This window comes from Pectobacterium nicotianae (genome assembly GCF_023272715.1).
Classification (GTDB): Bacteria; Pseudomonadota; Gammaproteobacteria; order Enterobacterales; family Enterobacteriaceae; genus Pectobacterium; species Pectobacterium brasiliense.
On sequence record NZ_CP096821.1, the window covers coordinates 4,060,330 to 4,086,911 of the forward strand.

Below are 26,582 nucleotides of genomic sequence, written 5' to 3' on the forward strand. Positions count from 1 at the left end.
TCCGTCGCTATTGATCTTTTTCTTCCAGACCAGCCTCTTTTCTGAGTACCTCGTCCAGTTCAACCACGTCGACAGCGACCCGGTTGACTGACGATGTATGCAGTAGGCCGCCCAGCGACAGGCCACCCAGCAGGCTCACATCTTTCCCCTGACGGCAGATCTCGACCACAATCATGGAGATATTTTTGCTGCCCTCTTCACGGTCCCTTTCAGGTAGTTCAGGGAGGTATTCTTCTTCCGGCAGGGTTTCACTTTCCGCACACAGTGCCTCTGCCGTGCCCCTGCTCAACTGCCAGTGCAGCTCACCAGTCTGGCGCACGTTGCTGATTAACAGCTGGTAATTACCTAAACCTTCCGTTGGCAACACCGTATCGAGCAGCCCTTGCAGGCCGTTCTCATCCAACTTCTGCTGCATCGCTAATATTGATGCGATAGCGCCCGCACGCTGTTCCATACGCGTACGTTCAAGCCCGACGGTGTAGATATCCGCACAAAGCGAGCCAATCGCCAACACAATCGGGAACGCTAACGCCGTTTCTACCGCAGTAGAAGCACGGCGAGAAAACCAGAAGCGGCGTATCCCGCTCAGTAAACGACTGGTTTTCAGTAAACGATCAGTCATTGCGCAGTTCCGTCCCAAACACATGTTTGTACTGATAGCGGAAGGTGTCACCCAGCGTTAACACCTCCGGCAGCGGCGTAATAAACGCCTTTTTAATCTGCACCGTCACGGACCACACCGGCAGCGTTGTCGTTTCCTCGCCGTTCGGGTTGTCCTGATTGCCATTGCCGTTCGTCAGCCCGCCAAGCTGGCTCAGATTGTCGAAATGCAACACGCTGACGGTTAAATCGTCTTCCTTGAGGTAGCCGTATCCCGCTTCAACCATGCGCGCCTTTAGACGGGTTCCCATCTGTTCCGCGCTGTCCGATGCGAGATTATCGAGGCGGAAAGCCTGCACGGCTTTATCCAGCGCGGCGCTGCCAGCGGCGATCACCAGCCCGATACGTGCCAGTTCAAACAGCATCATTACCCCGACCAGCACCACCGGCACCAGAAACGCCACTTCTGTCGCGATCACACCGCGCGTGCTGCGCCAGTGGCGTTCATGGCGCGGCACGATACGTTCATCACGCCACGGGCCGAGATTACGAAGCCACGCCATTACTCAGGCGTACTCAATTGCAGGCGTTGACGGCTGGATAACAGCAGCGCTTCACCACGGGATTTATCCTGCTGCATCTGCTGTAAACGCTGATTCAGCTCGTCAATCAGGCCATCAATACGCTGCGGCTGTGCAATGGTCGCCAGCGCCGAACGCGCCTCATCGTCTCTGCCGCCAGAGAGGTAGGCCAGTGCCAGATTCAATCTGCCCGTCGCGTTGCTGTCATCCACCGAACGCAGCAGCGAAATGGCTTTGTCCGCGTTGCCGCTTGCCAGCCATGAGAGCGCCAGATTGTTGAGTGCCGCGACATCTGCCGGGTTTATCTGCAACGCTTTTTCAAACAACTGACGCGCTTCGGCGTGTTTGCCAGAGGCATCCATCACCACGCCCATGCCATTGAGTGCACCCGCGTCGTTCGGCTGTGCTTTCAGCGCGCAGGTAAAGTCGGTTTGCGCCATCGCATTACGTCCTAATGCCAGCTGCGCACGACCCATTCCCAGACACACCGCCAGCGCTTCTTCCGGCGTCATTTTGTTGGTATCGCCGCCCAGTGCCTGACGTGCTCGTCCGTACAGCTCCAGCGTTTGCTGCGGTGAACGTGCCAGAGCCGCCACGCTGGCATACTCCAACATCTCTGCGCCTTTCAGCGCATCGCGGCTGTCGAGGCGTGCATACACTTCTGTCGCCGCTTCAACACGGCCCTGATCGCGCAGCAGACGTGCCAAACGCAGGCCTTCATCTTTACTGCCTTTAATCGCCATCGAGCTGCTGCATCCCGCCAGCACGGTACTGACAATCAGCAGTGCCAGCATAGGCGCGCCGCGCTTAAGTTTTGCTACCAGATCGACCATCTTCGATAACTCCATCGGTTGTAACCGTTGTGATTTCCGGCACATACCGGGAATCGATGTTTTAAAAATCAATGTGTTGTAAATAAAATGCTATTGCGCCAGCAGGCGGACCACGCGTACCAGTGCAGGCGACGCCATAATGGCGATAATCGGTGGCAGGATCAGCGCCATCAGCGGCACGCTCAGCTGCGCAGGCAATTTACCGGCCTTCTCTTCCAGACTCAGAATCAGCGTCTTGCGGCTTTCATCCGCAATCGTGCGCAGCGCCTGAGACAACGGCGTACCGTAGCGCTCCGCCTGAATCAGCGTCGCCACCATACTTTCGATCTCGCTGACGCGGGTTCGCTCCGCCAGATGCTTCATCGCCAGCGTACGATCCGACAGGATCTGTAATTCGGCGGCGGTGTAGTGCAGTTCATCCGCCATTTCTGGTGAAGACAGCCCCAGCTCTTTCGATACCACCTGCAATACGCGTCCGATAGGCAGACCGGCTTCGGCGCAAACCACCATCAGATCCAGCGCATCCGGCACCGCACGCGCCAGTTTTTCGCCCCGGCTTGCCGCACGCCATTTCAACCACCATTCCGGCACCATCGAACCGACAAAGAAGCCAATCAGCCCCGCCGCGACGCCCGTCAGGCCTGCGCGGTCAGCGGGTGGCAACCATCCCCACACCAGCGCGATAGCGAGCAGCGCCCCGGCAGCAAATTTTCCCATCACCAGCCAGCCCACCGCTTCGTTGCGGCGGAGCCCGGCGAGATCCAGCAGGCGGCGCAGATTGCGGCGATCGCGATCCGATCCTGAAAGGCGCTCGCCCTGGGTGGCGAGAGGCTGTAACAGCTTTTCCAACAGGGGGGATAATGCAGTTCCCTGGCCTCTCAGGATGTTTTCCTGAGAGGCCGCCTCTATAGAGGCGCTGGGTAAATGCCCGCGCATGCGGACTTCCAGCTGTTTGTATTGTTGGATTTTATGTTGTGTACGGGCCAGATAGATTCCCGCCACCATCAGCACAAGCGCCAGCAGCAGTAAGGGATCGTCAAAAACAGTCATGAGTAGCTCTCCCTTTACCCTATCCGTTTAACCATCACGTGCGTGATCAACATACCGACCGAGACGCTGCACAAGGCGTAAATCAGTACCGTCGTTCCTACCGGATCGGAGAATAAGAAACTGAAATCCTCCGGTGACTTCATGTACAGATAGGCCAGACAGCCGGGGAACAGTGCGGCGACAATCTTGGCGGATGCCCGCGCTTCCGACGTTTTGGATTGCACTTTCAGTTGCAATTCACGACGTTCACGCAGCGTAGCGGACAGACGCTCCAGCGTTTCCCCCAGTCGCCCACCCGCTTCCTGATTGATGATCAAAATCACCACGAAGAAACGGTATTCGGACATCGGCACCCGTGTAGCCGAGGCCTGGATCACCTGACGCAGCGGAATCCCCAGCCGCAGCCAGTGATCGATCGTCTTGAATTCATTCGCCAGCGGCCCGGTCAGGTGCTCCGCGACAATTGAGAAGGTATTCGCCACCGGTACACCGGCACGGCAGCTGCGGGTAATGGCATCAATGGCTTCCGGCAGGCTTTCGCGCAGCGCTTTCAGGTGTTTTTGCAGCGTCGAACGGAATAGCAGCATGCCGATGCTGATAAACAGCATCAGCGTAAATATCAGCCCCATTGTGAGCGGCAGCAGGGTCCGTTGTCCCAGAATCATGCCGAGAATCAAGCTCACCGCCGCCAGCGAAAGAGAGCGCTGGAGCAGGTTCTTTTTCCAGCCGATGAACGTCATCTGCGCCCAGAGGATCGCCAGCCAGCGCCCAATAACTGGGACACCCATCAGCGGCGTTCTGATTTCGTCACGCAGAATGGAATCAGACGCTACGGTGGCAGCCGACGGGCTGACCTCGTTCAAAATCTGCTGCCAGCGTTGTTCGCGCTGCATGCGCTGCTGCCGTGACTTTTTCCAGGCGTTGACCGCCAGAAACAGCATCAGCACGCTGCAAAATACCAGCAGCGTGATCAGATTCAGGCGTAAATCACTCATCGGCGTCTCCTCAGCCCGTCATTGCGCATCAAACAGATGCGCTTTATCGCTGTAGAACTGCGGACGCTGAATGTGCTGAACATATTCACCGGTCAACAGACCCTGTCCATCCATCCCCTGAATGTTGAAGCTGAACAGATCCTGAAGCTGAATGACTTCGTTCTCCATGCCACACACTTCGGTGATGGATACCACGCGGCGCATGCCGTCGCGCATACGTTCGATCTGCACGATCAGGTGAACCGCACTGGCGATCTGACGGCGGATCGCCATCAGCGGCAGCTGCATGTTCGCCATCATCACCATGTTTTCCAGACGCTGTATCGCATCGCGCGAGGTATTGGCGTGCACCGTACACAGCGAACCGTCGTGACCGGTGTTCATCGCCTGCAACATGTCAAAACTTTCGCCGCCGCGCACCTCACCCAGAATGATGCGGTCAGGGCGCATACGCAGGGCGTTACGCATCAGATCGCGCTGATCGACGCGGCCCGTGCCTTCGGCGCTGACCGGACGCGTTTCCAGCCGCACCACGTGCTCCTGCTGCAATTGCAGCTCGGCGGCATCTTCGATGGTGATGATGCGATCGGTACTGCCGATCTTCTGCGACAGCGCATTCAGTAAGGTGGTTTTACCCGCCCCCGTTCCGCCCGAGACAATCACGTTAACGCGCGCCTGCATCGCTTTGTTCAGGACATCCGCCATCGCATAGGACATGCAGCGGCGCTCTGCCAGCATTTCCAGCGACAGGTTGCGACGCATAAACTTACGGATCGAGATCGTGGTGCCGTCGATCGCCAGCGGATAGGTGATAACGTTGACGCGGCTACCGTCCGGCAGACGCGCATCTACCATCGGGCTGGCTTCGTCGATACGACGCCCCACCGCAGCGGCAATACGCTGCGCGGTGTTAAACACATGCTCTTCATCAATGAAGGTAATCGGCGACAGTTCCAGCTTGCCAAAACGCTCGACAAACACCTGACCGGCACCGTTGACCAGAATATCGTTGACCGTGTCATCCGACAGCAGCGGTTGGATCGGCCCGATCCCAGTCATCTCATCCAGCATTTCGGTGGCGATGGCTTCCTCTTCCTGGCGAGAAAGCTGCAAGCGCTGCTCATCACAGATGCGGCGGATCACCGTTTCGATCTGCACCAGCAGCTTGTCGCGTCCCATCATCGCCGCTTTACCCGCGTCGATCTGATCGTAGAGCTGTGCGCGGATAATCCGACGCTGGCTGTTTCGGTTGTCCGTCTGGCGGGCAGCCGGTGCCGCTCCAGAAGAGGTATTCGCCGCAGGCTGTGTGCGGTTCTCCGCAGCCGGGCGCGTTTTCAGTTCTGCCACATTGGCAGCAGGCGCAGGCTGAGGCGTGCTTTTTCCTGCTTCACTTTTTTGCAGGTTATTCTTACGAATCAACATGTCCGTAACCCTTTGAAAAACGGTGAACGCTGAACATCATCAGGCGCGTTTTAACCAACGCGAGAACCAGCGTTTTTCCGCCGGTCTGGCACGTACGCCGCAGGCCAGATCGACCAATTGGCGTAATCCCTGCTGGAAAGCGGGTGCCGCGGCCAGATTCAGTGCGCCGAGCGTCAGGCTCTGTGACAGCGCGTGACCCGCATTCGGCAGCACGACATCAATCTTCCGGCCGGTAAATTGTTCGAACTGATCGCGGCTTAACGGCGCGGTCGTAGCAAAACGGCTCTGGTTATGTACCAGCAACAGACGCTGTCCTTCGCTTTCGTCGCCGATCTCATTCAGCACGCGCCGTACATTACGCGCATCCTGAAGCGTCAATTCCGTCACGATGATGCGCAGATCCGCGTAGGTCAGCACGTCGAGTGCACCGGTCGGGTAGCTACTGGGCAGATCCCAAATCACCTGATTGAACATGCGGCACAGCGCACCGCCAAGATTCAGCACGTTATCGACGTCAACCGGGGCCAATTCTCCCAGCTCTGGCTTCTGTGCCAGCAGGTGCAGACGGGTATCCACGCGCAGCATGGCGCGTTGCAGCAGTCGGGTATCCAGTTCCTGCGTTCCCAACACCGCCGCCAAACCCGCGTCATCGGTTTGCCCCTGCAACAGCAGTTGGTCGCCGTTACGACGGTCAAAATCCACCAGTGCCACAGGCAAATGACGCTCGCCGGACAGCAGGCGGCTCAGCCCCATCGCCACGGTACTGGCACCACTTCCGCCGCTGGCGCTGACGACCGCAATCGTCCTGCCCATGCGGGCATATTCCGGTCCGGCCTGTTGGCCTTCACACTTCGCCAGCGTTGCCGCCAGCAGATCCAGCGTGAACGGCTTCACCAGATAATCCACCACGCCCGCCTGAAGCAGGGCGCGGTACAAGCCGACATCCTGTTCTTTGCCCGTCGCAATCACCTGACTGGTGGGGCCGCAGACGCTCAGCAGCTCTTCGAGTGCCGGAAGCGGCCAGTGCGCCCCTTCCAGATCCACCAGCAAAATGCGCGGCGGGACATTCAGTTCACACCATTGACGCGCCGCAGCGATACCGCCGGACATCACCGGTACATCCGGCTGTTTCAGGCGAGTAAAGAGATCGCCGATATCGGCTACGTCGCGTACGTCATTGGCAAACGCCACCAGCGGTAACGCCAGTTCTTCACCATCGTTAGGGGTAATTTCACTCATGGAATGTCACGCCCTTAATCTTCTTCAAAGTTAATGTCGATGAGCTCTTTCACTTCATCTTTGTGATAGCGTTCGATGCTATTGACCGCCGCCACGCCATCCGCACTATCCAGCGCTTTGGCCTGAATCAGATCGCGTGGTTCGGCGACCATCATCGCCAGATTGTTTTGCGTGGCGCAGCCGAGAGAACCAATTGCCTCATAGGGCTTCACCATCAGCTGATTGGGGTCGTTGATCGTGCAGCGGGTGGTTTTGACCACCAGCGCCTCGGAGATCACTTCCAGATCGCCATTCTGTCCACTCGCCGTAGAACGGCGCATCTGCTTCACATTCTGTGGATTAGCACCGGCGTTTTTCAGCACGGTAGCCAGTCGTCCTGCCATCTGCTCACCGCTTGTGCTGTGCGGGATAAGCGTCAGCGTCTGTGCGGATAGCCGTCCCTGATCCTTCAGCATGATATTCAGCTGTTTCAGGGATTCAGGAAGGAACCCGCGCCCGTTCGGTGCAACCAGTAACGGTACTGATACCGATGAAGGCTGGACGGCAATCGGTTGAAGCCCAGGCTGATCGAAGCGCTGCATACGGACGTCGTTAATCGGCTTATTCCATCCACATCCCGCCAGCAGAACAACGGCGGTAAGCACCGCCACACGCATGTGCAGTGGGCGAAGCTGAGGGTAACTGTTGTTGATCGTTTTCATGTTTTATTGCCCCTCGCGGACTCAGTAGAGATAGCCGATAGATGCAGAGCGCGGCATGGACGAATCCAGCATTTTCACGCCTTGTCCCGGCGTCTGAAGATCGCCCGCGTTAACCGGCTCAACGACATAGGCGGTCGCGATAATCACCAATTCCGTTTCTTCCTGACTGGTAGCTTCGCTTTCAAACAGGCGGCCAAACATCGGAACGCTGCTTAATCCCGGCACGCCGTTGATCGTCTGGCTACCGGCGCTGCGCAGCATCCCCGCCAGTGCAAAACTCTGTCCGCTGGCTAGCTCTACCGTGGTATCCGCACGGCGTACGGTTAAGGCCGGAATGCGCGATCCACCTTCCAGCTGTACGGAACCGACGTCGGTTAGCTCACTGACTTCCGGTGCAATGTGCAGGCTGATGCGATTAGCAGACAGCAGAGTTGGCGTCATGCGCAGAATCACACCGTAGGATTTGTAATCGATACTGACGCTGTTGTTGGTGATCAGGACGATTGGCACTTCGCCCCCTGCGGCAAACGCAGCGGTTTCCCCTGACATCGCCGTCAGGTTGGGTTCAGCCAACACGGTCGCCATGCCCTGCTGGTTCATCGCGGTTAACAAGCCACTCAGTCTGGAACGGCCGAAGTTCAGGAAGCCCGCATCCGTTGGGTTAGCAAATCTCCCGGTCGTGGCGTTGAACAGATTAAGACGCGATCCGCTGCCTGCGGTCATGTTGCCGCTGCCAGTGCTCAGTGATGCCGCCCAGTTGAAGCCCAGTTCGCTGGTTAACTTGCGGGACACTTCCACCACGCGCACCTGAATATTGATTTGCGAAGGCGTTTTGATTTTTAGCTGGTTCACTACGTTACCGGACGTTTCGCTGGAGCCCGGCAGTCTTTCGCCACCGCCTCCACCGCCGCCCTGACCACCGCCTACAGATGACTTGATGTAAGTCTGTATGCTGTCAATGACGCGTTTGGCATCCTGCGGGGTATCGACGCTACCGCGCACAATCACACCGCTGGGAATCGAGGCTTCCAGTTGGATATCCGCACCGGGGAATTCACGCTTCATGCGCTCACCCAGCGCTTTCAAATCATGCTCGGATACCAGACGAATGGCGTTGATCACATTGCCATTTTCATCCATCGCGTAGAGCGTGGTAGTACCGACGTTTTTGGCGTAGACAAACAGGTTACCCGGTGAAGGCAATTCGAAACTGGCAATACTCGGATCGGCCACCAGCACGCTGTCCGGCAGCGCATCAAGATGCAGTAACCGTCCCTGATTCACAGTCAGGTGCACCTCATCGGTTACCGGCGCTACCGATACCCCAGCCGCCAGCGTGGTTGCAGGCAACATCATCGTCGTCAGCGTGACAGGCAATACCGCATTAAACAGGCCAGCGGCCAGCAATCGTTTGCACGTACCCCGAAAGTCCGATTTCAAAAACAGCGAAAACATCGTCATTTACTTAATTTCCGTAATGGGCTTCATTTTTCCATGAGCAGCTCGCGGCTCTCCCCGCAGGCTGTCAGATTGCGTACTCGTTCTATCGGGAGGGGAACGTCACCACGTCTTTTTGCTCAGCACGATACGTTTTGACCTTATGACCCCCGCTGGAAAACGCACCGTAGATGTCCGTCGCCTGTGGCACGGTCGTCACAAGTGGACGCCCCGTCAGCGGATCGGCCGCTTCATCCGGCGTGGCGCTGCGCAGCGCCAAGTGCAGCATGCCCAGCTCTTTGGCAACAGCCAGCACTTCGGCCTGCTGCGGGGTCACTTCCAACGTGACGGTTTGGTAAGTCGCCGTTCGCGAACGGGTGCCTGCCGTGGCAGATTCACGGCTTTTCGCCGTGGCACCCAGCCCGCTACCGTCTTCCGCACTGACATCCGTACGTGGGTAGATCGGTGCATCGGTTCGTTCATTCAGCGCCAATACACGCAAGTCGCGCACGATGGTCTGCGAAGCCAAAAGCGGCATAACAATGGGCTGGAGACGACTTGGCGGCAGCTCTGCCTGATCGTCTCTTTTCATACTGAGGATGATGTCGACACGGTCGCCCGCCGTCACTAATCCGGCATTGCTGGCAACCGCACTGGTCGGAACGGAAATGGCACGCATGCCTTTACGCAGTACGGCAGCGACAAAACCCGGCTCATTCGGCTTAACCAATACGTTACTGGTCAGTGGCGCACCTTCCGCGATGGTTTCACGCAGCGTTGCGCCAAATAGCAGAGACTGGCTATCCTGGCCGCGAACGAAGTTAAACGAACGGGAAACTGATTCATCAGTGGTTTGCCAGCGCAGTGATGCGGAATCAATGAAATCACCAGGGTGAAGATCTTTCGCCGCGACCAGAACAGCGATCGGTTCCGGCGCTTTAACCACTGCCGGAGGCGGCGCAGGGGGTTCAGAAGAGAGATGGCTACGCACCATCAGCGCAACAATGCCTGCCAGCACGAGTGCGCCTGACAGTACGTATGTAGAGTTCACTTTCATTTCAACTTGCCTACCCTAGCGTGTGTGTCTTAAAGCTGCGACAGAATTAAAACAAGGGAAAAATCAGGACATACATCGCGCCGAACGCAATGGCGACGCCGTAAGGTATGCCTTGAGAAAGATCGGCGGGCAACGCGGGTGGCATAGGCAACCGACTCTTGAATATCCGGTTGGTGGTTTGAATGCCCATCGCCACCGCTGTGGGTACGGTATTCAGCAGCGGCAAGCTAAGCGCCAGAACACCGCCAGCCAGCGCCGTCACCATGACGAAAACGATCTGGTGTCCTTGCCCAACCCACAGGCACAGCACACTCATCAGCTTGACATCCCCGGCGCCTAATCTGCCGGTGAGGAAAAGCAAAAATCCCACAACCAGTACTGCCGCCGCGCCTGGCAGCGCCCAGAGCGTTTTCTGTAGTGCCAACATATCTAACGCGCCGGATTGCAGGACATGTGAAGCGCTGAAAAACAGCCAGCCCAGCAATAAAATCAGTACCGCCTGATTCGTAATTTTGCGTACTAACAGGTCGGTACTGATACACCACAGCAGGCACCCCATCAGCAGTACCGTCTGCGGCCAGTGCGCGTAATCCGCCATCTCGTACTTATTTCGCTGCGCCGGATGTACCGCCGCTGGTGCCCGTACCGGTGATTTGATCGGCGATTTGGCTGAATTTCTCATTCAGCGCTTTCACGAAGATACCGTCACCGCCGAAAATAGCGCCGATAGCTGCCGCCATCGCCGCTGCAAGAATGCCGTATTCGATTGCCGTTACACCGCTCTCGTCACGCAGGAAAGAACGCAGTTTCGCTTTCATATTTTTCATGGGAAGACTCTCTAATCCGCAGGCAAAGAAATCATGGCCTACTCGGAAATTCGGGGGGAGCCATGATGATAATAAGATTAATAATGAGACTTATTATCAAGAGCCGCAAGCAGTAGAACATTAATATTCGTTAATCTTTCCATACAAAAAATTATCAATATAAATCAATAATTAACACACTTTACATTGCAGGAAAAATTAATAAATATTCATGTTTTTTGCAGGGATATTCATAAACAATCAAGAGAAAATCGTCGTGGTAAGCAGAGAAAACCCACTTACCACGCGTCGTATTCATCGAGGAAAAAAGAGGATTAGCAGCGATTAAGGCACAGATAAACGTTCAGTCCCGGCTCTGAGGAGTCCAGATAGAGTTTGCCACCGTGCAGGTCGGTAATTGCCTGAACCAGAGATAATCCCAGCCCGTAGCCAGACTGAAACCAGGTATCCAGCCGCTGAAAGCGTTGTAACGCTTTAGCATGCAGCGCCGGCGGAATACCCGGACCGCGGTCAGCAACGCTCAGGGCGATCCAGCCACGGTACAGCGTCACGCTCAACGTGATGTATTTTCCCTGCGCCGCGTATTTCAGCGCGTTCTCTACCAGATTGGCCAATGCCTGAAACAACAGCGCCCGGTCGCCAAAGAGCTGAATTCCGGCTTTAATTTCAATCTTCAGGCGACAGCCGCGCTCTTCCGCCAGCGGCTGATAATATTCGGCAATTTCTTCCAGCAGTTGGCGCGCTTCAATGTTCTCAAACTGGTGCACACAGCGCCCACTTTCGATTTCACCGATGCGCATCACGGTACGGAATAGCCCGAGGATTTTATGCACCTCGTCCACCGCCAGATTCAACTCATCACGAATGTCGTTATCCAGCCCTGCCCGCTCTGTCAGATTGAACAGGCGATTTTGCAGATGCGTCAGCGGCGTACGCAGTTCATGCGCAACATGGCTGGAGGTACTGCGCACCTGCTCCATCAGGCGCTCAATGCGTTCCAGATTCTGGTTAATATCGGCACTCAGGCTGTCAAAATCATCGTCGTAAGGCGACAGCGGCATACGCACCTGTTGTTCACCGCTGCTGTAGCGATGCAGCGCCGCACGGATTTTCTCCACGCTGCGCAAGCTGCGTAAGCTGAAATGGCGGCTGACAAACAGGCAGAAAAGCAGCACGACAAACAGTCCCGCCCCCGCCACGAGCGGGATGGTCCTCACCCTCTCTAACATGGGCCGAATGTTGTAAGCGGTAAACAGCACGCCCCCGTCATCCAACATCACGGACAAACCGATCAGATCCGGGTCGTCAGAGCTGGAGATTTCGGCTTTAAGACAGCTGACATCCATCTGGCAATCGGTATGCTGCCGCATTTCCAGAGGGTGTGAGTTTGCAGAATGGGGAGGGAGTGGATGCGCTCTTAATGGATGATTGTGATACAGAATATCACCGTGTTTATCCATCACCAGAAACAGCGGTAATTCATCCCCTTTCGCGCGATTATCCTGCCGTAATTGCGTAATCAGGCTATCGGCATTCGTTAAACGCGACTGCATCGAATAGTCGTAAATATTACCCAGAATAACTTCGCGGACATGCGTTCTAATCAGCGTTTCACTTAATGAACTGAAGCCGACAATACACATCAGCATCATCAATAAGAACAGAAAAACAATGGTTATTGCCTGGCGAAAATTAGAGGTGCACAAAAAGCCGGGATATTGGCTTGCCCCCAGTAATTGCCAGTGTTTTATTTTTACCTGCCAGCGCTGCCCGAGCTTCTTTATTTTTATTTTATTCAGCGTGGCTGCCAACATCGGTTTTGTCCTTATCTACCGCGCCTAATGCGTAGCCCATCGCTCTTAGCGTTTTAATTAATGGACGCGGGAAGCCTTTATCAATTTTTGCCCGCAGTTTTGACATATGAACGTCGATCAGATTGGTCTGCGGATCAAAATTATAACCCCATACGCGCTCTAACAGCATCGTACGCGTAATCGCCTGCCCCGGATTTTCCATCAATATAATCAGCAACTTGATCTCTTTATCGGTCAGGTCGATGCGCTTACCACCGCGCCATGCAACGCGCTGCATACGGTCAAGCTGCAGGTCTTCAAAGGTCAGCATAGAAGGATTATCGACATGGCGTTTACCGCGCCGCGCCATAATATCCAGACGTAATCTAAGCTCATTAAAATTAAAAGGCTTGCCGAGATAATCCTCCGCACCAAGCTCTAAACCCATCACCCGATCGACATCACGATCCAGCGCCGAGAGCAACATAATAGGCGGATGACGTGAGCCTTGTAATTCACGTAATACCGTAAATCCATCCATGATGGGTAACATTCTGTCTAACAGAACGACATCATAAACTTCATCCTTGATCGCTTTTAATGCGTGTGCGCCATCGTGCACCATTCGGCAAGAATGGCCGTGGGAATGTAATTTAGACCCCAGCCAATGGCACAGCACAGAATCATCATCAACCACTAATACACGCATAATGTTCCCCTATAAACGTGGCTTATTACATAATTAATTCAGGGTTAATGTCCGTTTATTTTATCTGGTCCTTCAAACAGCCATTCACCCCACACGATGTTGATACCGTGCGGGCCGTTTTGTGCTTCTGGTTTTTTAGTTTTCTGTTTTTTTACTGCTCTACTTTTCACTTATGAGAAAAGTCCTACGGATAATAACAATCATTATCATTTAGTGACAAGCAGTTTACAATCGCCTGACGTCGTTCTTAGGCTGGGCGCATAAAAAACATCCCCATCGCTTACGCCATGGGGATGCAGAGGAAGAAAAGAGAAGAGAAAGAAATCAACGCGGTAACGGGGATCGTCTCACCGCGTCTTACTCATTTTCGATCAGAAGCGCTTCCATCAGATCGAGGTCGCGCAGCATTTTTTGCAACGTCTCATTGCTGATTTGCTGCGTGGCACGCAGGTGATACAGCTCCGCACGTTCGGAATTCAGCGCGGTCAGACGAAAACGCCGCTCCAGATTCTCAATCAGCAGGCCATTTTCAGGATCGTCTTTATCAATGAGCCGTCGGCGCAGATTACCAATGACGCGCGCGCTGACTTCTTTCAGCACCTGCTCATCAATGTTTTCCTCTCGATCGGCGGCCAGACGCTCCTCCATTTTGTGCATACTTTTGATCGCCACTTCTGCCACCGCCATGCGTGCCATGCGGATTTCTTTGGCATGCGCGGCTTTGTCCGCGACCACCACACCACGCAGCAGAAACGGCAACGCCAGCACGCCACACAACAGAGAAAACAAAATAACGCCCGTAGCGATAAACACCAGCTGATAGCGTGATGGGAACGCGGTGCCATCCGTCAGCAGCAGCGGAATGGATAGCACGCCCGCCAGCGTAATCGCCCCTCGCACGCCGGCAAAGGACGCAATCCACAGCTCGCGCGTGGAAAACTCGGCAAAGATCATCGGGCGCTTTTTCTGGATGTGCGTGCTGTATGTTTTCATCACCCACAGCCAGCAGAAACGCAGCAGCAGCAGCGCACCATAGATAATCACGATATCGGTAAACAGCATCCAGGTTTCAACCGTTGGATCCAGCTCTGCCTGCGTTACCGAGGTTTCCAGGATGTCCGGCAATTGCAGGCCCAACATGATGAACACCATGCCGTTAAACACAAACTCCAACATCGACCACACGCCGTTCGCACGCAGCCGCATCGTCAGCGGCGCGCTACGAATGACGCCCGATTGCCCGATGGTCATCCCCGCCGCCACCGCCGCCAAAATGCCCGACACACCGATGTGTTCGGCAATCAGATACGAGGCGAAAGGTAGCAGCAACAGCAGCACGATCTGCGTCGCGGCATCATCACCGCTCCAGCGGCTGATAGCGCGCAGCGATTTACCGAATAGCCAGGTCACGCCGACGCCCGCCAGTAGCCCGCCCAACGCAACCTGCATGAATTCCAGCGTCGCACCGGAAACCGTAAACACCATCGTACCCATCGCAATCGCGACAGCAAATTTCAGCGACACCAGACCGGACGCATCGTTCATCAACGCTTCGCCCTGCAAAATGCCCATCAGCTTTTTCGGAATACGATCTTCACCGACGATGCCAGACAGCGCGACGGCATCCGTCGGCGACAGCACGGCGGCCAGCGCAAAGGCCGCAATCAGCGGCATGCCCGGCACCATCCAGTAGATGAAATAGCCGATGCCCACCACGGTAATCAGCACCAGAACCAGCGCCAGACCAATAATTTCCCGGCCATGCCTCAGGAACTCACGCGTCGGCGTTTTCCAGCCGTCGGCAAACAGCAGCGGCGGAATGAAGAGCACCATAAACAGCTCGGGATTGAAATCAACGTGCAAACCAAACTGGGGCCAGGCAAGGATGGCACCAAGCGCGATTTGCATTAAAGGCAGAGGGATTTGAAAAGGTAAAATGCGGGTAACGACCCCGGACAGGGATACAACCAGGGTCAAAATAAGAATCGTAAAAAATATTTCCATGCTTTCCTTAGACGTACTCCTAAATCAAAAAATTCTGCCTGTTAGCGAGCAAACTGCTCTTCCATATTTAACGCATTTAGCTCGGTATGAAAATGGATTTCTGGGTGAAGAAGAAAAGTAATTACTTCTCTGATTATCACACAAGTAACATCAACCCAAAGCCAATAAAAAGGCACATAAAATCGCGTTTGGCGTCGGAAACGATAAGGAAGGGAAAGAGGAAGGAAAGACGAGGAATGACAGACCTTTTGGACGGCGCCAGAAGGTCTGTTGGAAAGGATTACAGCGCCCAGCCGCCAGCGTAGAACACCACCAGCGCGACAGCAATCACCACGGTGCCGATGTTCAGTTTACGCCATTCGCCGGAGAAAATGCGGCCTAATACCAGCGCGCCAAAGCCCAGCATGATACCGGTCACGATGTTACAGGTCAGCACGATGAATACGGCACATACCAAACCGGACATGGCATCGACGAAGTCATCAAAGTTCAGTTTGGAGACGTTGCCCAGCATCAGCAGGCCGACGTACATCAGCGCGGGGGCTGTGGCATAGCCAGGCACCAGATACGCTAACGGAGACACAAACAGCAGCAGCAGGAACAGGACACCGACAACGGTTGCCGTTAAGCCCGTTTTACCACCGGCTGCCGTACCCGCTGCGGATTCGATGTAAACCGCTGCCGGAGACGTTCCGACCAGACTGGAGAAAATGCTGCTCACGGAGTCTGCGGTCAGGGCTTTACCACCGTTGATGATTTGTCCGTCTTTATCCAGCAGGTTCGCCTGTCCGGCTACCGCGCGGATCGTACCCGTGGCATCGAACACGGCGGTCATCACCAGCGCCAGCACGCTCGGCAGAACCATCGGCTGCAATGCGCCCATGATATCCAGACTGAAGATCAGCGACGAACCGTCAGCCGCCGTCAGGCTCGGCAGCGCAAAGAAGCCAGCGTATTTTACATTCGGGTCAAAAATCAGCCCCAGAATAGAGATCGCGATGATAACCAGAAGAATACCGCCCGGTACGCGACGCTTCTCTAAACCGATAGTCGCCGCCAGCCCCAGCAGGGACATAATGACAGGGAAAGAAGTGAAATCACCCAGCGCGACTGGCAGGCCGTCAATCGGGTTTTTTACCACCAGACCGACACCGTTGGCGGCAATAATCAGCAGGAACAGACCGATACCAATCCCCGTACCATGCGCCACGCCCATCGGCAGATTACGCAAGATCCAGGAGCGGATACCCGTGACGGAAATGATGGTGAACAGCACCCCCATCAGGAAAATCGCACCCAGCGCTACAGGAATGCTGATTTGTTGCCCCAGCACCAGACTGAACGCGGTGAATGCCGTCAGCGAAATCGCACAACCAATCGCCATCGGCAGATTGGCCCACAATCCCATCAGCAGCGACCCCAGCCCGGCAACCAGACAGGTTGCAACGAACACGGCTGCCGGCGGGAAGCCGGCCTTGCCCAGCATACTCGGCACCACAATCACGGAGTAAACCATCGCCAGGAACGTCGTCAGGCCAGCTAACACTTCCTGACGCACGTTACTGCCGCGCTGTGTAATTTTGAAAAAAGCATCAAGCGAGCCTTGCGAGCCTGCCTGACGGGTGGTGTTTGACATGGTGGTATCCCCTGAAATGCCATTATTATTTAAGATCGATTCTGACGGTTCCCGCGGCCTTGTTCCGCGAACGCACCAGCATCGCTGGCGCATCATGAACCGTATAACCCCGCACGCAAACGATTAACTCGCTGGATGCAAAGCTGGAAAACGTTGCTATATCAAGACACTGCTGTATCAAAAACAGGCTGAACTAAAGCAAGCTGGATAAGACGGTGTCAGGCAATGTGAAGCGCGTGATTATCCCGCTTCACCCGCGCTTATTTCAACTGCTAATCGAGACAATTTACCTATCTCACGTCATCTGTCCGATAACGAAGCGCACAGCCAGTACAGGTAATGCTCAATCAGGCCACCCGCAGAAAATGGGTCAGTATGAAGAAAAAGCAGAAAGGGTTCTTAGACGGAAATCAAAACAGCGGTTTACTCCTCACAAACTGATCGTTCATTTTTTTGTGATTCGCATCACAAAAAAGTTGACCACCCGTATCAGTGCGAGTATTCTTAAAAACGTGAACAGCATCACAGAAAACAAATCAACTAACAACGAGGAAATGACCATGAAACTGCTGAACAAAATCATCGCTATGTTTGAAAACATCAACATCAACTTTGGTACTTTCAACCAATAATTATTTAAGAATCGTGGGGATAAAAAAGATGCGCGTTGTCCGCAAAATCAATCAAATATTAAAAGCGTTGGGCAAAACCTATCGCGGTGTTAACCCCCACGCTATCTTCCGTTAATCGTACTCAAGTACGTTAACCACCCTAAAATGGCTGCCATCCGGTAGCCATTTTTGTTTCCGGTATTCTCTGTGTTTTACGGCGCGACATACGGATGATGCTGACGCCAATGCTCGGCGATATCCTGACGGCGGCAAATCCATACTCGCTCATGCTGTTGAACGTAATCCAGAAAACGCTGTAACGCACGAAAACGGCCTGGGCGCCCTAGCAAACGACAGTGCATCCCGATGGATAGCATTTTAGGTGCGGTTTCACCTTCCTCGTAGAGCACATCAAAACTGTCTTTCAGATAGGTGAAAAACTGATCTCCGCTGTTAAACCCCTGTGGTGAGGCAAAACGCATATCATTAGCATCCAGCGTATACGGCACGATCAGATGCGGCTGCACCTCACCATTGCTTTTTTTGACTGGCATCCAGAATGGCAGATCGTCACCGTAGTAGTCGCTGTCGTACCAAAAGTTGCCGTTATCGACGACCAACTGGCGGGTATTAGGACTGTCGCGGCCGGTGTACCAGCCAAGCGGAGCCTGACCAAATAACGTCGTCAGCACAGTAATGGCTTTATGCATGTGCTCGCGTTCGGTGTCGATATCCATATGCTGGTAATGAATCCAGCGCCAGCCGTGGCTCACTACGTCATAATTAGCCAACTTGATCGCCTCGACCACGGCGGGGTTGCGCGCCAATGCCATTGCGACACCGAATACCGTCAACGGTAACCCGCGACGCTGAAACTCATTATGGATACGCCAAAAACCGGCACGTGATCCATATTCATACAGCGAATCCATCGACATATGACGATCGGCATAACTCGCCGCACCAATAATATCGGACAGAAATTGCTCGGACCCGGCGTCACCATGTAAGACGTTATTTTCCGCACCTTCCTCGTAGTTCAATACAAACTGCACGGCAATGCGTGCATTTTCAGGCCAGTTAGCATGCGGGGGCTGTCCCGCATATCCAATCAGGTCACGCGGATAATCGCTCTCAATGCCGTACATCATTGCAGCAGGTGCTGTGATCATGTCCTTTCCCTTTTTTAACGCAGCGTACTAAACATGCCGCTCAGCGGCTTGGCAATCGGGTAATCCAGATCGCCCTGTTTACTGGTCGTCAATCCCAGTGCCGACAATGACTCAATCAGCTTGACGGCAGCACTGACGCCGTCGATCACAGGAATCGACAGTTCTTGCGTCAGTTCCTGCGCCAGATCGGCCATTCCACCACACCCAAGTACAATCGCTCCCACGCCATCCTGACGCAGAGACTGTATACAATATTCACGCACCTTGTTCTGTGCGATCCCGCTATCCTGTTCCAGCGCAAGCACCGGCAGATCGATCGCGTGCAGCGCAGCACAGTGATGTTCAAAGCCATAGCGCTGTAGTAAATGGCGGGCGATGATGACGGTGCGCGGTAATGTGGTAACAATCGAGAAACGCGTTGCCACCAGCGTCGCCATATGCATGGCAGCTTCGGCGATGCCGATGACCGGCTTGCTGGCCACTTCACGGGCCGCGAGCAGGCCTGGGTCGCCAAAGCAGGCAATAATGTGCCCGTCAACGCCCTGCGCTTTCCCCAGCTTCACCTGTTCCAACACGCCAATCGCGGCTATCGCTTCGTCAAAATGTCCCTCAATAGACGGCGCGCCCTGAGAAGGACACACCGCGACAATCTCCGTTCCTGGCGATGCCACAGCGCGAGCCGCGGCACCGATCGTTTCGGTCATGGCAAGGCTGGTATTGGGGTTAATCACCTGAATTACGCAAGGTTTCACGCGAGCTTCTCCTTAATATGGCCGAACAGTCGGCGGAAATCCGGCTCCACGTTGTCATCCCGGTCAAAACGCAGGCTGGCAACAATGTCATCAAAATGCTGCGTCATCGCTTCCGCTAACCCTGAGACATTTTTGTCCCGTAGTAACGCCAGCAGATCGTGGTGATCGTGGCATCGGCACCCCTGCTGCCACGGCGTGCCATAGGCCGCGATAACCAGTGATGAGCGCAACGTCAGCTGCGACACGATTCCTGTTAGCACGGTATTGCCAGAGATCGCCTGGAGTTGAATATGGAATGCAGCAGACAGGCGGATCGCTTCCGCACCGTTTTGGTCTGCGTGTGCCTGCTGCTCTGCCGCGATCAGCCGCTCTAACGCCGTCAAGTGAGGAGACTGGCAGTGCAGCACCACTTCAGACAGATTGGCACACTCAATAAAGCGGCGAGTCTGGAAAATTTCCTGCGCTTCTTCAACGGAGGGGGTCGACACCTGCGCACCACGTTTGGGCGTTAACGTCACCATCTGCACCATAGCAAGACGTTGTAAGACTTTTCTAATTCCCGTTCGGCTCACATCAAACACCTCTGCCAGCGCTTCCTCCGGCAATTTGGTGCCCGGCAGTAATTGGTGTTCGACGATAGCGTTGAGCAGAGCCTGATAGATAACATCATCTTTTTGCTGCAAAAACTGCTCATTTCCCAGTCCGTAAGTGTAGTTCATTCGCTCTTCTCGTTGTCACATTCTCATCAAATCGTACACAAAAAACATAAAATATGTATACAAGAAATTAATTTTGGCCTGATTAATGCAACTCCTTTTTTACATACATAACGTCATTCATTTCACGACTAGGGTAAAAGGAGCAGATTCCATGCCAGAAAAAATGATTACAGGTAATGGTAGCAACGCGTACAGTCCAAAACTCTGCAATGAGGATCTGGCACCGACACGTACCCAAACCTGGTCTTGGTACAATATCTTTTCATTCTGGATGTCAGATGTGCACAGCATGGGCGGATACGTGGTTGCAGCCAGCTTTTTCGCGCTGGGGCTGGCAAGCTGGCAGGTGTTGCTGTGCCTGCTTGTGGGCATCTGCATTGTGCAGGTCTGTGCAAATTTGGTCGCGAAGCCCAGCCAGATGAGCGGCGTTCCTTATGCAGTGATTTGCCGTCAGGCATTCGGTGTCTTCGGCGCAAATATTCCCGCCGTCATTCGTGGCCTCATCGCTTTTGCCTGGTACGGCATTCAGACATATCTGGCCGCGCATGCACTCATGCTGGTTCTGCTGAAGTTTTATCCTGCGCTCTCCCCACTGACACAGAGTCACTGGCTCGGCCTGTCAGCACTGGGATGGATCTGCTTTGGCATCATGTGGTTCCTGCAGGCTCTCGTGTTCTGGCATGGCATGAACGCGATTAAACGCTTTATCGATTTTGCAGGCCCGGCGGTTTATGTGGTGATGACGGCGCTTGCGATCTGGATTGTTTACCAGACCGGATGGGAGAATATTTCTTTTACGCTGACCAGCAAAACACTTACAACCAGCGAACAACTTTGGCAAATGCTCACCGCCACTGCGCTGGTCGTTTCCTACTTTTCCGGCCCGCTGCTGAATTTCGGTGACTTTTCTCGCTACGGTAAAAGCATGCAGGAAATCCGTCGGGGCAACCGTTGGGGTCTGCCGTTCAATTTTCTGCTGTTCTCTATTATCACCGTGGTGATCGTTTCAGGAACACAGTCATTATTCGGCCGCATGATTACCGACCCGATTGAAACCGTCTCGCATATTGACAGCGGCTTTGCCGTCGCGCTTGGCGTGCTGACTATGATTATCGCCACCATAGGGATCAATATCGTTGCTAACTTCGTCTCATCAGCGTTTGATTTTTCCAACTGTTCGCCGCAGCGTATCAGCTTCCGCACGGGCGGTATGATCGCCGCAGTCGGATCCGTACTGCTCACGCCGTGGAATCTCTTCAACTCGCCAGAGCTGATTCACTACACGCTCGACGTACTCGGTGCCTTTATCGGCCCGCTGTTCGGCATTCTGCTGATGGATTTCTATGTCATCAAAGGAGGGAAAGTTTATGTGGACGATCTGTTCGACGCGACGCCAAAAGGGAAGTACTGGTATCGAAACGGCTTTAATCCGAATGCGATAATGGCGTTAATTCCCGCGGTGACTATTGGGCTGATTATCACCTTCACGCCACAGTGGCGCGATGCGGCCAACTTCAGCTGGTTTATCGGCGCATTCCTTGCTGCTGGCTGCTACCGCTATCTGGCACGCCGCGAATGCGTTGGCGCGATGAAAAAATCCTTCGCTCCACGCGGGCTACTGTTAGAAAAAGAATAAAGCACCATCAGCAGTGCCGCACCGCATGAAAACCGGTGCGGCACTTCGCATCAGGCGCAGTTCTCATCAGGCATAGAGGGACACTTCCCCTGCCGGGCGGGTTTTAAAGCGACGGTGCAGCCAGAGGTACTGTTCGGGTGCACGCATGATTTCTTTCTCAATCACCTTATTCATGTAACACGCCGCAGCCTGTTCATCGTGATAAGGATAATCCTGTAATTCAGGCTGAATCACCAGTTGATAACCCAAGGCATTGGGCTTGCGAATCAGCACTGTCGTCATCATCGCCGGTTTTGCGAGACGGCTAATCGTGTACGTGCCGCTCGTGGTTGCCGCATTTTTCACCGCAAAGAACGGGGCAAAAACGCTGCCTTTAGGGCCGTAGTCCTGATCGGGAGCGAACCATACCGCTTCACCCCGTTTTAGCGCTTGCACCATGCCACGCAGATCTTTACGGTCGATCATCGCTTTGTTGGAACGAGACCGTCCCCAGGTTTGTACCATTTCCATCGCTTTATTATTGTGCGGACGGTACATCGCCATCATCGGTCGACACAGCCCCATCGCCCTACCGCCCAGCTCAAGCGACATAAAGTGAATACCAATCACCATTACGCCCTGACCTTTTGCGGTCGCGTGCTGTAAATGCTCCAGCCCTGAAACATCAAACCACTGGCGCACGCGGCGATCGGACCAGAACCAGGCCATACCGGTTTCGACTAATGCCATCCCGAGCGAAGCGAAGTTATTGTCGATCATCGCTTCTCTTTCATCGTTGGAGATCGTAGGGAAGCACAATTCAAGATTGCGTCGGGCAATCGACACCCGGCGTTTAAGAAAGATACGAGATAGACGACCTGCACTGCTCCCGAGTTTCATCAGCAGCGGATAAGGGAGTTGAACTAATAAAAACAGCACGCCAAGACCAAACCAAGTTGTCCAATAGCGCGGGTGGAGTAATGCCCTGGTAAATGTTTGCTTAATCTTCATGATACTCGTCTTTAAGTGATTAACAGCGTACCGCATAAAGAGTCGTTCTCATCGCGCTACATCTATCATGACACTTTTTTATAGGGATCGTTTCAACTGTGTGGAAAACTGTTTCTGGCCGTTATCACGCGTGAGGTTAAAAAGCAGAATAAACATGCTGATAACACAGAGGGGATTTTGAGCAGCCGATGAACGGTTAACGGCAGCGGCATCATACCCGATTCACCTTTAATAAAGGAGTGGTCGGACAAGAAATATTCGCAATATCACGCCGTCTAACGCTAACATCTTGGTATATACCAAAAAAGTGACTGGCTTTCTGGCAGCGAAAATAGGCCAGCAGCAAGCCAAAACGTAATCAAGGACTTGATGGAAAATGACTTTTTCTCTCCCTGCCCGCCTCTCTATGCTAACCATACTGATCACGGGGATTCCTGTTCTGGCGTTTGCCACAACCTTCGCTGATAGCACTTTCTTTCATAAAGACTGGGAAGTGGTTTGTGATAACACGCTAACGTGTCGGGCTGCCGGCTACTCGCCAGAAGAGAAGTACACAGGAGAAGAGGAAGATATTCCCGGTGTCTCACTGCTTCTCACACGTCATGCCGGGCAAAATACGCCAATAACGGCCGACGTTATACTCGCAGAGGTATACCAGGCAATTCCTAAAAGCACCACACTCACGCTAACCATTGACGGCGTGGATAAAGGACGACTCATCTCAACCGGAGACAACCTCTGGCAGCTCAATGAGACACAGGTTCCCCTCGTCCTACAGGCACTAAAAGGAAGCGGGAAAGTGGCGTTTCATCACAATGGCGTCGTTTCCGAACTGTCTGGGGCGGGTGCCTACGCGGTACTGCTAAAAATGGATGAGAAACAAGGTCGCATCGGGACAACGGATGCCATCACCAAAAAAGGAAATAAAAGCAGTGAGTTATCTGCTGTAACTGCCCCCGTTATCTACGCAGCAATCACTAAGCAGGAGGCATCGCGGACTCTGACGGACGCGGAACAGTCGGCTATCCAGAAAAAACTGCTCAAGACGCTAAAGGAAGATAACTGCTATGACTTTCTACCACAGGATGACAGAGCAGCAGAACCGATTGAACTCACACCACTCAATGACAGTATGTCCCTGCTCAGCACCCTTTGCTGGCGCGCGGCTTATAACGAAGGCTACGCCTACTGGGTCATCGATAACGCCATGCAGACTCAGCCACAGCTCGTGACGACAGATGGCACAGATTACGAAAACGGTGAAATTACCTCTGCGCATAAAGGGCGCGGACTCGCGGACTGCATGAGCTATAACGCATGGATATGGGATGGCAAAGCATTCCAGCAGAGCAGTGCATCGTTCACAGGCTCATGCCGTATGATCCGCCTGGGCGGCACCTGGGATTTACCCTACTGGACGACGACGGTGGTGAAACCGGGTAAATAAAAGGAATTGAGGCCACTCGCTGGCCTCAAATTCAATCATAGTAGCGGACATGTTAGCGCCGCCACGTTAATACAATCAGAGTAAAGCGCGTCAGAATAACCGCGCCTGCATTAGCTCAACAGAATCAGTCAAGAAGTGTCGTTCCATAGGAGTTATCAATCGTGCAACGCCAGTTCCCATCAGCGTCTTTCCTGAACACGTAGGTCGCTCGTCGCGTGGTGGTGACAATACTCCCCTGCTCATCTGGATAATGAAGAACGGTTTCCATGATAACTAAAGCATCTCCACCGCCCTCAATGACCTGCATATTTCCTTGTTCAACAACGAGTTGGTTTTTAAAATAATCGGCAATAGCGACAAATGCTTTTCTTATATCATCTTTGCCTCTCGCAACCATGCCTGGCTTGATAACCAGTGCCGCATCCTCAGCGTAATAACTCATCAGAGCATCAAAATTGTGCTCAGAGATTGCTTTATCACAGGCTTCAATAATTTCGCGTATCGGATGCGGTTTCATAAGCATTGACCTCAGTAACGTGGCACAGAAAATTTCATAGTATGAATAATTTCAAACTTACCATTTATCATCATTATTTTTGTTACTACCAAAATCAAAACCACCACTGCTTTTACTGCTTTTACCAAAATCAAATCCACTATTACTCTTCCCACTATCGCTCTTTCCAAAATCAAAGATAGAATCAGATGATGAACGATTATTGCTACCACTATTTTTACTAGAACTAGTAGTACCGCTATTAGTAGAATTGCCGTTATTAGACTTATTATTACCACTATTCAAAATACTACCTGCGATAAACCCCGAAAGAAAACCTCCACCATTATTACTTGATCGATTGTGATATATCGTCCTTGGTGGATTATTACGACGTTCCTCATCTTCCATCATCCTTTCTTGCTCACGAATTTCTTGTTCTCTCTTATGTGCTGCGCTCGCTTCCATCTCCCTGTTGATCCGCAAATCCTCTTCAATTAACGCTCTACGCTGGGCTTCCATTTTATCTCGATAGATTTGCTTTTCTTTCTCAAAAAGCCCCTCAAAGAAATAAAACCCCATAATTATTGCCTTTAATTTATCAGCAATTCTTTCAGAAACCACATTATCATAATAAACATTAACATCAGTTGCTCTCATCCAAATCTCATTATTATCTTTTTGAATTTCGACAAAGGAATGAGAAACATTCTTTAATGAAATCCTCAACATGGAACTATAGTTCCCTGGTGATTCATTAATAACATCATCAATCTTTTTAAGCCTATCACATAAAAACGTCAAACACGTTTTTTCTATTTTTTCAAATAGCTCTTTACCATGCTTACTTTCAACACCATTCATATGGAATTTAGTTTTTTCAACAGCCTGCTTTATCATATTCCGTTCAGTAACATGACACTCTGATAACTCATCTAATTTAGTAATTTCGTCTGCAATGCTTTGCCGACCTTTATCCAAAAGCGCTTCCATTATAGAAACAAGCTCTTGTTTTCTCTCTTTATATTTAATAATAATGCTTTCGCTATCGAACTCACGAGGCAAATCCAGTTCGATATATGAAATATCCTTAGATAACATATCATCTAATTGTGTAGCCAAGCTCAATGATTTAATTCTTTTTAATTCTTTTTCTTTCGCTTTATTAAGCCCCTCCTTCTCTTCTTTAAATGAGGAATAGACACAACAACAGAGGAAAAGGGCGATAAATATAACAACAAGATACTCGGTAATATTTGAAGAATCGCCTTCAGCTTCTTCGACCACTTCTGAAGCTGAAATAATGTTTTCTAATTTCTTATTATCACTTAACCTATTTATCTCTTGAGTCACTAAAGGTTCTGTTTCTGATGGTGTAATAACCTTACTCTTGTTAAGAATAGGGTCGTTATCTGGAGTAAATACTTGAAGTTTACCTTCAGAAACATTAACCTTCGTCGTTAATCTATCATGCAGTTCTGTTACATTCTCATAAGAAGTACCAAAAGAATAAGTAGGGTCTAACTCCATCGCCTTATTTAAAGAAGCTAACGCGTCTTGTGGTGTAGCTTTTCCACTTGGAATTAATCGCTCTTCAATCTGAGACCTCATATACCAAGACTGAGGTTTATCTGGATGAGCTACCACTACTTTTTTGATAAGAGTATGAGCTAATATCCAATTACCACTATTAACAGCTGCTTTTATTTCACTTGGTTTAGGCACCTCTTGCTTTTGAGCAGCAATGGCTTTTTGTGGTGAAAAATCAGTTCCACTTGTCACTCCCATAAAAAAAAGAATAGCTACCGAAAAAAGAAGACTTTTAATAATAGAGTAACTGACACTTTTCATATAACCTCTTATCTCTTACTGGAA

General features: G+C 52.6%; 25 protein-coding genes. 3 read left to right on the forward strand and 22 right to left on the reverse strand.

Features of this window, described 5'->3' with window-relative positions; translation table 11 throughout:
* Positions 1–7 precede the first annotated feature (7 nt).
* From MYB54_RS18010 to MYB54_RS18085, 16 genes are all read right to left on the reverse strand, one after another.
* Positions 8–622 carry a TadE/TadG family type IV pilus assembly protein gene (locus tag MYB54_RS18010; RefSeq protein ID WP_248721160.1) on the reverse strand — a complete coding sequence of 205 codons (615 nt, stop codon included), beginning with the start codon at positions 620–622 and terminating at the stop codon, positions 8–10.
* Entirely contained in the window at positions 615–1,163 is a 549-nt protein-coding gene (locus MYB54_RS18015; protein WP_039502239.1) for a hypothetical protein, read from the reverse strand. Before MYB54_RS18015 ends, MYB54_RS18010 begins: the two co-directional genes overlap by 8 nt.
* Positions 1,163–2,014, reverse strand: a complete 852-nt coding sequence (locus tag MYB54_RS18020; RefSeq protein WP_205549792.1) for a tetratricopeptide repeat protein — start codon at positions 2,012–2,014, stop codon at positions 1,163–1,165. Before MYB54_RS18020 ends, MYB54_RS18015 begins: the two co-directional genes overlap by 1 nt.
* 90 nt (positions 2,015–2,104) lie before the next feature.
* Positions 2,105–3,064 carry a type II secretion system F family protein gene (locus MYB54_RS18025; protein WP_039282085.1) on the reverse strand — a complete coding sequence of 320 codons (960 nt, stop codon included), beginning with the start codon at positions 3,062–3,064 and terminating at the stop codon, positions 2,105–2,107.
* 14 nt (positions 3,065–3,078) lie between these two features.
* On the reverse strand, positions 3,079–4,059 hold the full coding sequence (locus MYB54_RS18030) for a type II secretion system F family protein (protein WP_248721161.1): 981 nt from the start codon (positions 4,057–4,059) through the stop codon (positions 3,079–3,081).
* 18 nt (positions 4,060–4,077) lie between these two features.
* The gene (locus tag MYB54_RS18035; protein ID WP_248721162.1) at positions 4,078–5,481 is read right to left on the reverse strand and encodes a TadA family conjugal transfer-associated ATPase; all 1,404 of its coding nucleotides are present in this window, start codon (positions 5,479–5,481) and stop codon (positions 4,078–4,080) included.
* A gap of 39 nt (positions 5,482–5,520) precedes the next feature.
* A complete protein-coding gene (locus tag MYB54_RS18040) occupies positions 5,521–6,720 on the reverse strand; it encodes a CpaE/TadZ family protein (RefSeq protein WP_014914205.1) in 1,200 nt (399 codons plus the stop codon).
* Positions 6,721–6,734: 14 nt separating this feature from the next.
* On the reverse strand, positions 6,735–7,421 hold the full coding sequence (locus MYB54_RS18045; RefSeq protein ID WP_180774842.1) for a CpaD family pilus assembly protein: 687 nt from the start codon (positions 7,419–7,421) through the stop codon (positions 6,735–6,737).
* Between the two features lie 21 nt (positions 7,422–7,442).
* Entirely contained in the window at positions 7,443–8,882 is a 1,440-nt protein-coding gene (locus MYB54_RS18050; RefSeq protein ID WP_248721163.1) for a type II and III secretion system protein family protein, read from the reverse strand.
* Positions 8,883–8,964: 82 nt separating this feature from the next.
* On the reverse strand, positions 8,965–9,915 hold the full coding sequence (gene cpaB, locus MYB54_RS18055) for a Flp pilus assembly protein CpaB (RefSeq protein WP_039515221.1): 951 nt from the start codon (positions 9,913–9,915) through the stop codon (positions 8,965–8,967).
* Between the two features lie 46 nt (positions 9,916–9,961).
* Complete coding sequence (locus MYB54_RS18060; protein WP_014914201.1) at positions 9,962–10,513, reverse strand: A24 family peptidase; 552 nt, start codon at positions 10,511–10,513, stop codon at positions 9,962–9,964.
* 7 nt (positions 10,514–10,520) lie between these two features.
* Positions 10,521–10,742, reverse strand: coding sequence for a Flp family type IVb pilin (locus MYB54_RS18065; protein ID WP_010285252.1), 222 nt, complete (start codon positions 10,740–10,742; stop codon positions 10,521–10,523).
* A gap of 314 nt (positions 10,743–11,056) precedes the next feature.
* Positions 11,057–12,556: a sensor histidine kinase gene (locus MYB54_RS18070; protein WP_248721164.1), complete on the reverse strand. Its 1,500-nt coding sequence runs from the start codon at positions 12,554–12,556 to the stop codon at positions 11,057–11,059.
* On the reverse strand, positions 12,534–13,244 hold the full coding sequence (locus tag MYB54_RS18075; RefSeq protein WP_010285248.1) for a response regulator transcription factor: 711 nt from the start codon (positions 13,242–13,244) through the stop codon (positions 12,534–12,536). The genes MYB54_RS18070 and MYB54_RS18075 overlap by 23 nt, the downstream gene beginning before the upstream one ends.
* Positions 13,245–13,601: 357 nt before the next feature.
* Positions 13,602–15,248: a Na+/H+ antiporter gene (locus tag MYB54_RS18080; RefSeq protein WP_014914198.1), complete on the reverse strand. Its 1,647-nt coding sequence runs from the start codon at positions 15,246–15,248 to the stop codon at positions 13,602–13,604.
* A gap of 280 nt (positions 15,249–15,528) precedes the next feature.
* On the reverse strand, positions 15,529–16,884 hold the full coding sequence (locus tag MYB54_RS18085) for an NCS2 family permease (protein ID WP_014914197.1): 1,356 nt from the start codon (positions 16,882–16,884) through the stop codon (positions 15,529–15,531).
* A 215-nt stretch (positions 16,885–17,099) separates the two neighbouring features.
* Here MYB54_RS18085 and MYB54_RS18090 point away from each other — a divergent pair, with 215 nt between their 5' ends.
* On the forward strand, positions 17,100–17,516 hold the full coding sequence (locus MYB54_RS18090; RefSeq protein ID WP_248721165.1) for a hypothetical protein: 417 nt from the start codon (positions 17,100–17,102) through the stop codon (positions 17,514–17,516).
* Between the two features lie 191 nt (positions 17,517–17,707).
* Here MYB54_RS18090 and puuE read toward each other — a convergent pair whose 3' ends face one another.
* From puuE to MYB54_RS18105, 3 genes are read right to left on the reverse strand one after another with little or no spacing between them, the layout of a single operon-like run.
* The gene (gene puuE / locus MYB54_RS18095; protein ID WP_248721166.1) at positions 17,708–18,667 is read right to left on the reverse strand and encodes an allantoinase PuuE; all 960 of its coding nucleotides are present in this window, start codon (positions 18,665–18,667) and stop codon (positions 17,708–17,710) included.
* Positions 18,668–18,681: 14 nt separating this feature from the next.
* The gene (locus MYB54_RS18100) at positions 18,682–19,371 is read right to left on the reverse strand and encodes an aspartate/glutamate racemase family protein (RefSeq protein WP_219606038.1); all 690 of its coding nucleotides are present in this window, start codon (positions 19,369–19,371) and stop codon (positions 18,682–18,684) included.
* 44 nt (positions 19,372–19,415) lie between these two features.
* Entirely contained in the window at positions 19,416–20,138 is a 723-nt protein-coding gene (locus MYB54_RS18105; RefSeq protein WP_014914193.1) for a GntR family transcriptional regulator, read from the reverse strand.
* Positions 20,139–20,289: 151 nt separating this feature from the next.
* Here MYB54_RS18105 and MYB54_RS18110 point away from each other — a divergent pair, with 151 nt between their 5' ends.
* Positions 20,290–21,774, forward strand: a complete 1,485-nt coding sequence (locus MYB54_RS18110) for an NCS1 family nucleobase:cation symporter-1 (RefSeq protein WP_014914192.1) — start codon at positions 20,290–20,292, stop codon at positions 21,772–21,774.
* Positions 21,775–21,840: 66 nt separating this feature from the next.
* Here MYB54_RS18110 and lpxP read toward each other — a convergent pair whose 3' ends face one another.
* A complete protein-coding gene (lpxP, locus tag MYB54_RS18115) occupies positions 21,841–22,764 on the reverse strand; it encodes a kdo(2)-lipid IV(A) palmitoleoyltransferase (RefSeq protein WP_014914191.1) in 924 nt (307 codons plus the stop codon).
* A 376-nt stretch (positions 22,765–23,140) separates the two neighbouring features.
* Here lpxP and MYB54_RS18120 point away from each other — a divergent pair, with 376 nt between their 5' ends.
* Positions 23,141–24,211 carry a DUF1176 domain-containing protein gene (locus MYB54_RS18120; RefSeq protein ID WP_205594963.1) on the forward strand — a complete coding sequence of 357 codons (1,071 nt, stop codon included), beginning with the start codon at positions 23,141–23,143 and terminating at the stop codon, positions 24,209–24,211.
* A gap of 124 nt (positions 24,212–24,335) precedes the next feature.
* Here the strand turns inward: MYB54_RS18120 and MYB54_RS18125 are convergent, their stop codons facing one another.
* Both MYB54_RS18125 and MYB54_RS18130 read right to left on the reverse strand, forming a co-directional pair.
* Positions 24,336–24,728 (reverse strand): YybH family protein, encoded by a 393-nt coding sequence (locus MYB54_RS18125; RefSeq protein WP_205594964.1) that lies wholly within the window; start codon positions 24,726–24,728, stop codon positions 24,336–24,338.
* A 57-nt stretch (positions 24,729–24,785) separates the two neighbouring features.
* The gene (locus MYB54_RS18130; protein ID WP_248721167.1) at positions 24,786–26,558 is read right to left on the reverse strand and encodes a hypothetical protein; all 1,773 of its coding nucleotides are present in this window, start codon (positions 26,556–26,558) and stop codon (positions 24,786–24,788) included.
* Positions 26,559–26,582 lie beyond the last annotated feature (24 nt).

Coding starts and splice junctions, on each gene's coding strand:
- MYB54_RS18025 (WP_039282085.1), bottom strand. CDS start 3,064: ATGACTGTTTTTGACGATCCCTTACTGCTGCTGGCGCTTGTGCTGATG.
- MYB54_RS18120 (WP_205594963.1), top strand. CDS start 23,141: ATGACTTTTTCTCTCCCTGCCCGCCTCTCTATGCTAACCATACTGATC.
- MYB54_RS18020 (WP_205549792.1), bottom strand. CDS start 2,014: ATGGTCGATCTGGTAGCAAAACTTAAGCGCGGCGCGCCTATGCTGGCA.
- MYB54_RS18070 (WP_248721164.1), bottom strand. CDS start 12,556: ATGTTGGCAGCCACGCTGAATAAAATAAAAATAAAGAAGCTCGGGCAG.
- MYB54_RS18100 (WP_219606038.1), bottom strand. CDS start 19,371: ATGACCGAAACGATCGGTGCCGCGGCTCGCGCTGTGGCATCGCCAGGA.
- lpxP (WP_014914191.1), bottom strand. CDS start 22,764: ATGAAGATTAAGCAAACATTTACCAGGGCATTACTCCACCCGCGCTAT.
- MYB54_RS18105 (WP_014914193.1), bottom strand. CDS start 20,138: ATGAACTACACTTACGGACTGGGAAATGAGCAGTTTTTGCAGCAAAAA.
- MYB54_RS18125 (WP_205594964.1), bottom strand. CDS start 24,728: ATGAAACCGCATCCGATACGCGAAATTATTGAAGCCTGTGATAAAGCA.
- cpaB (WP_039515221.1), bottom strand. CDS start 9,915: ATGAAAGTGAACTCTACATACGTACTGTCAGGCGCACTCGTGCTGGCA.
- MYB54_RS18065 (WP_010285252.1), bottom strand. CDS start 10,742: ATGAAAAATATGAAAGCGAAACTGCGTTCTTTCCTGCGTGACGAGAGC.
- MYB54_RS18060 (WP_014914201.1), bottom strand. CDS start 10,513: ATGGCGGATTACGCGCACTGGCCGCAGACGGTACTGCTGATGGGGTGC.
- MYB54_RS18045 (WP_180774842.1), bottom strand. CDS start 7,421: ATGAAAACGATCAACAACAGTTACCCTCAGCTTCGCCCACTGCACATG.
- MYB54_RS18085 (WP_014914197.1), bottom strand. CDS start 16,884: ATGTCAAACACCACCCGTCAGGCAGGCTCGCAAGGCTCGCTTGATGCT.
- MYB54_RS18130 (WP_248721167.1), bottom strand. CDS start 26,558: ATGAAAAGTGTCAGTTACTCTATTATTAAAAGTCTTCTTTTTTCGGTA.
- MYB54_RS18075 (WP_010285248.1), bottom strand. CDS start 13,244: ATGCGTGTATTAGTGGTTGATGATGATTCTGTGCTGTGCCATTGGCTG.
- MYB54_RS18040 (WP_014914205.1), bottom strand. CDS start 6,720: ATGAGTGAAATTACCCCTAACGATGGTGAAGAACTGGCGTTACCGCTG.
- MYB54_RS18050 (WP_248721163.1), bottom strand. CDS start 8,882: ATGACGATGTTTTCGCTGTTTTTGAAATCGGACTTTCGGGGTACGTGC.
- MYB54_RS18035 (WP_248721162.1), bottom strand. CDS start 5,481: ATGTTGATTCGTAAGAATAACCTGCAAAAAAGTGAAGCAGGAAAAAGC.
- MYB54_RS18080 (WP_014914198.1), bottom strand. CDS start 15,248: ATGGAAATATTTTTTACGATTCTTATTTTGACCCTGGTTGTATCCCTG.
- MYB54_RS18110 (WP_014914192.1), top strand. CDS start 20,290: ATGCCAGAAAAAATGATTACAGGTAATGGTAGCAACGCGTACAGTCCA.
- MYB54_RS18010 (WP_248721160.1), bottom strand. CDS start 622: ATGACTGATCGTTTACTGAAAACCAGTCGTTTACTGAGCGGGATACGC.
- MYB54_RS18030 (WP_248721161.1), bottom strand. CDS start 4,059: ATGAGTGATTTACGCCTGAATCTGATCACGCTGCTGGTATTTTGCAGC.
- MYB54_RS18015 (WP_039502239.1), bottom strand. CDS start 1,163: ATGGCGTGGCTTCGTAATCTCGGCCCGTGGCGTGATGAACGTATCGTG.
- puuE (WP_248721166.1), bottom strand. CDS start 18,667: ATGATCACAGCACCTGCTGCAATGATGTACGGCATTGAGAGCGATTAT.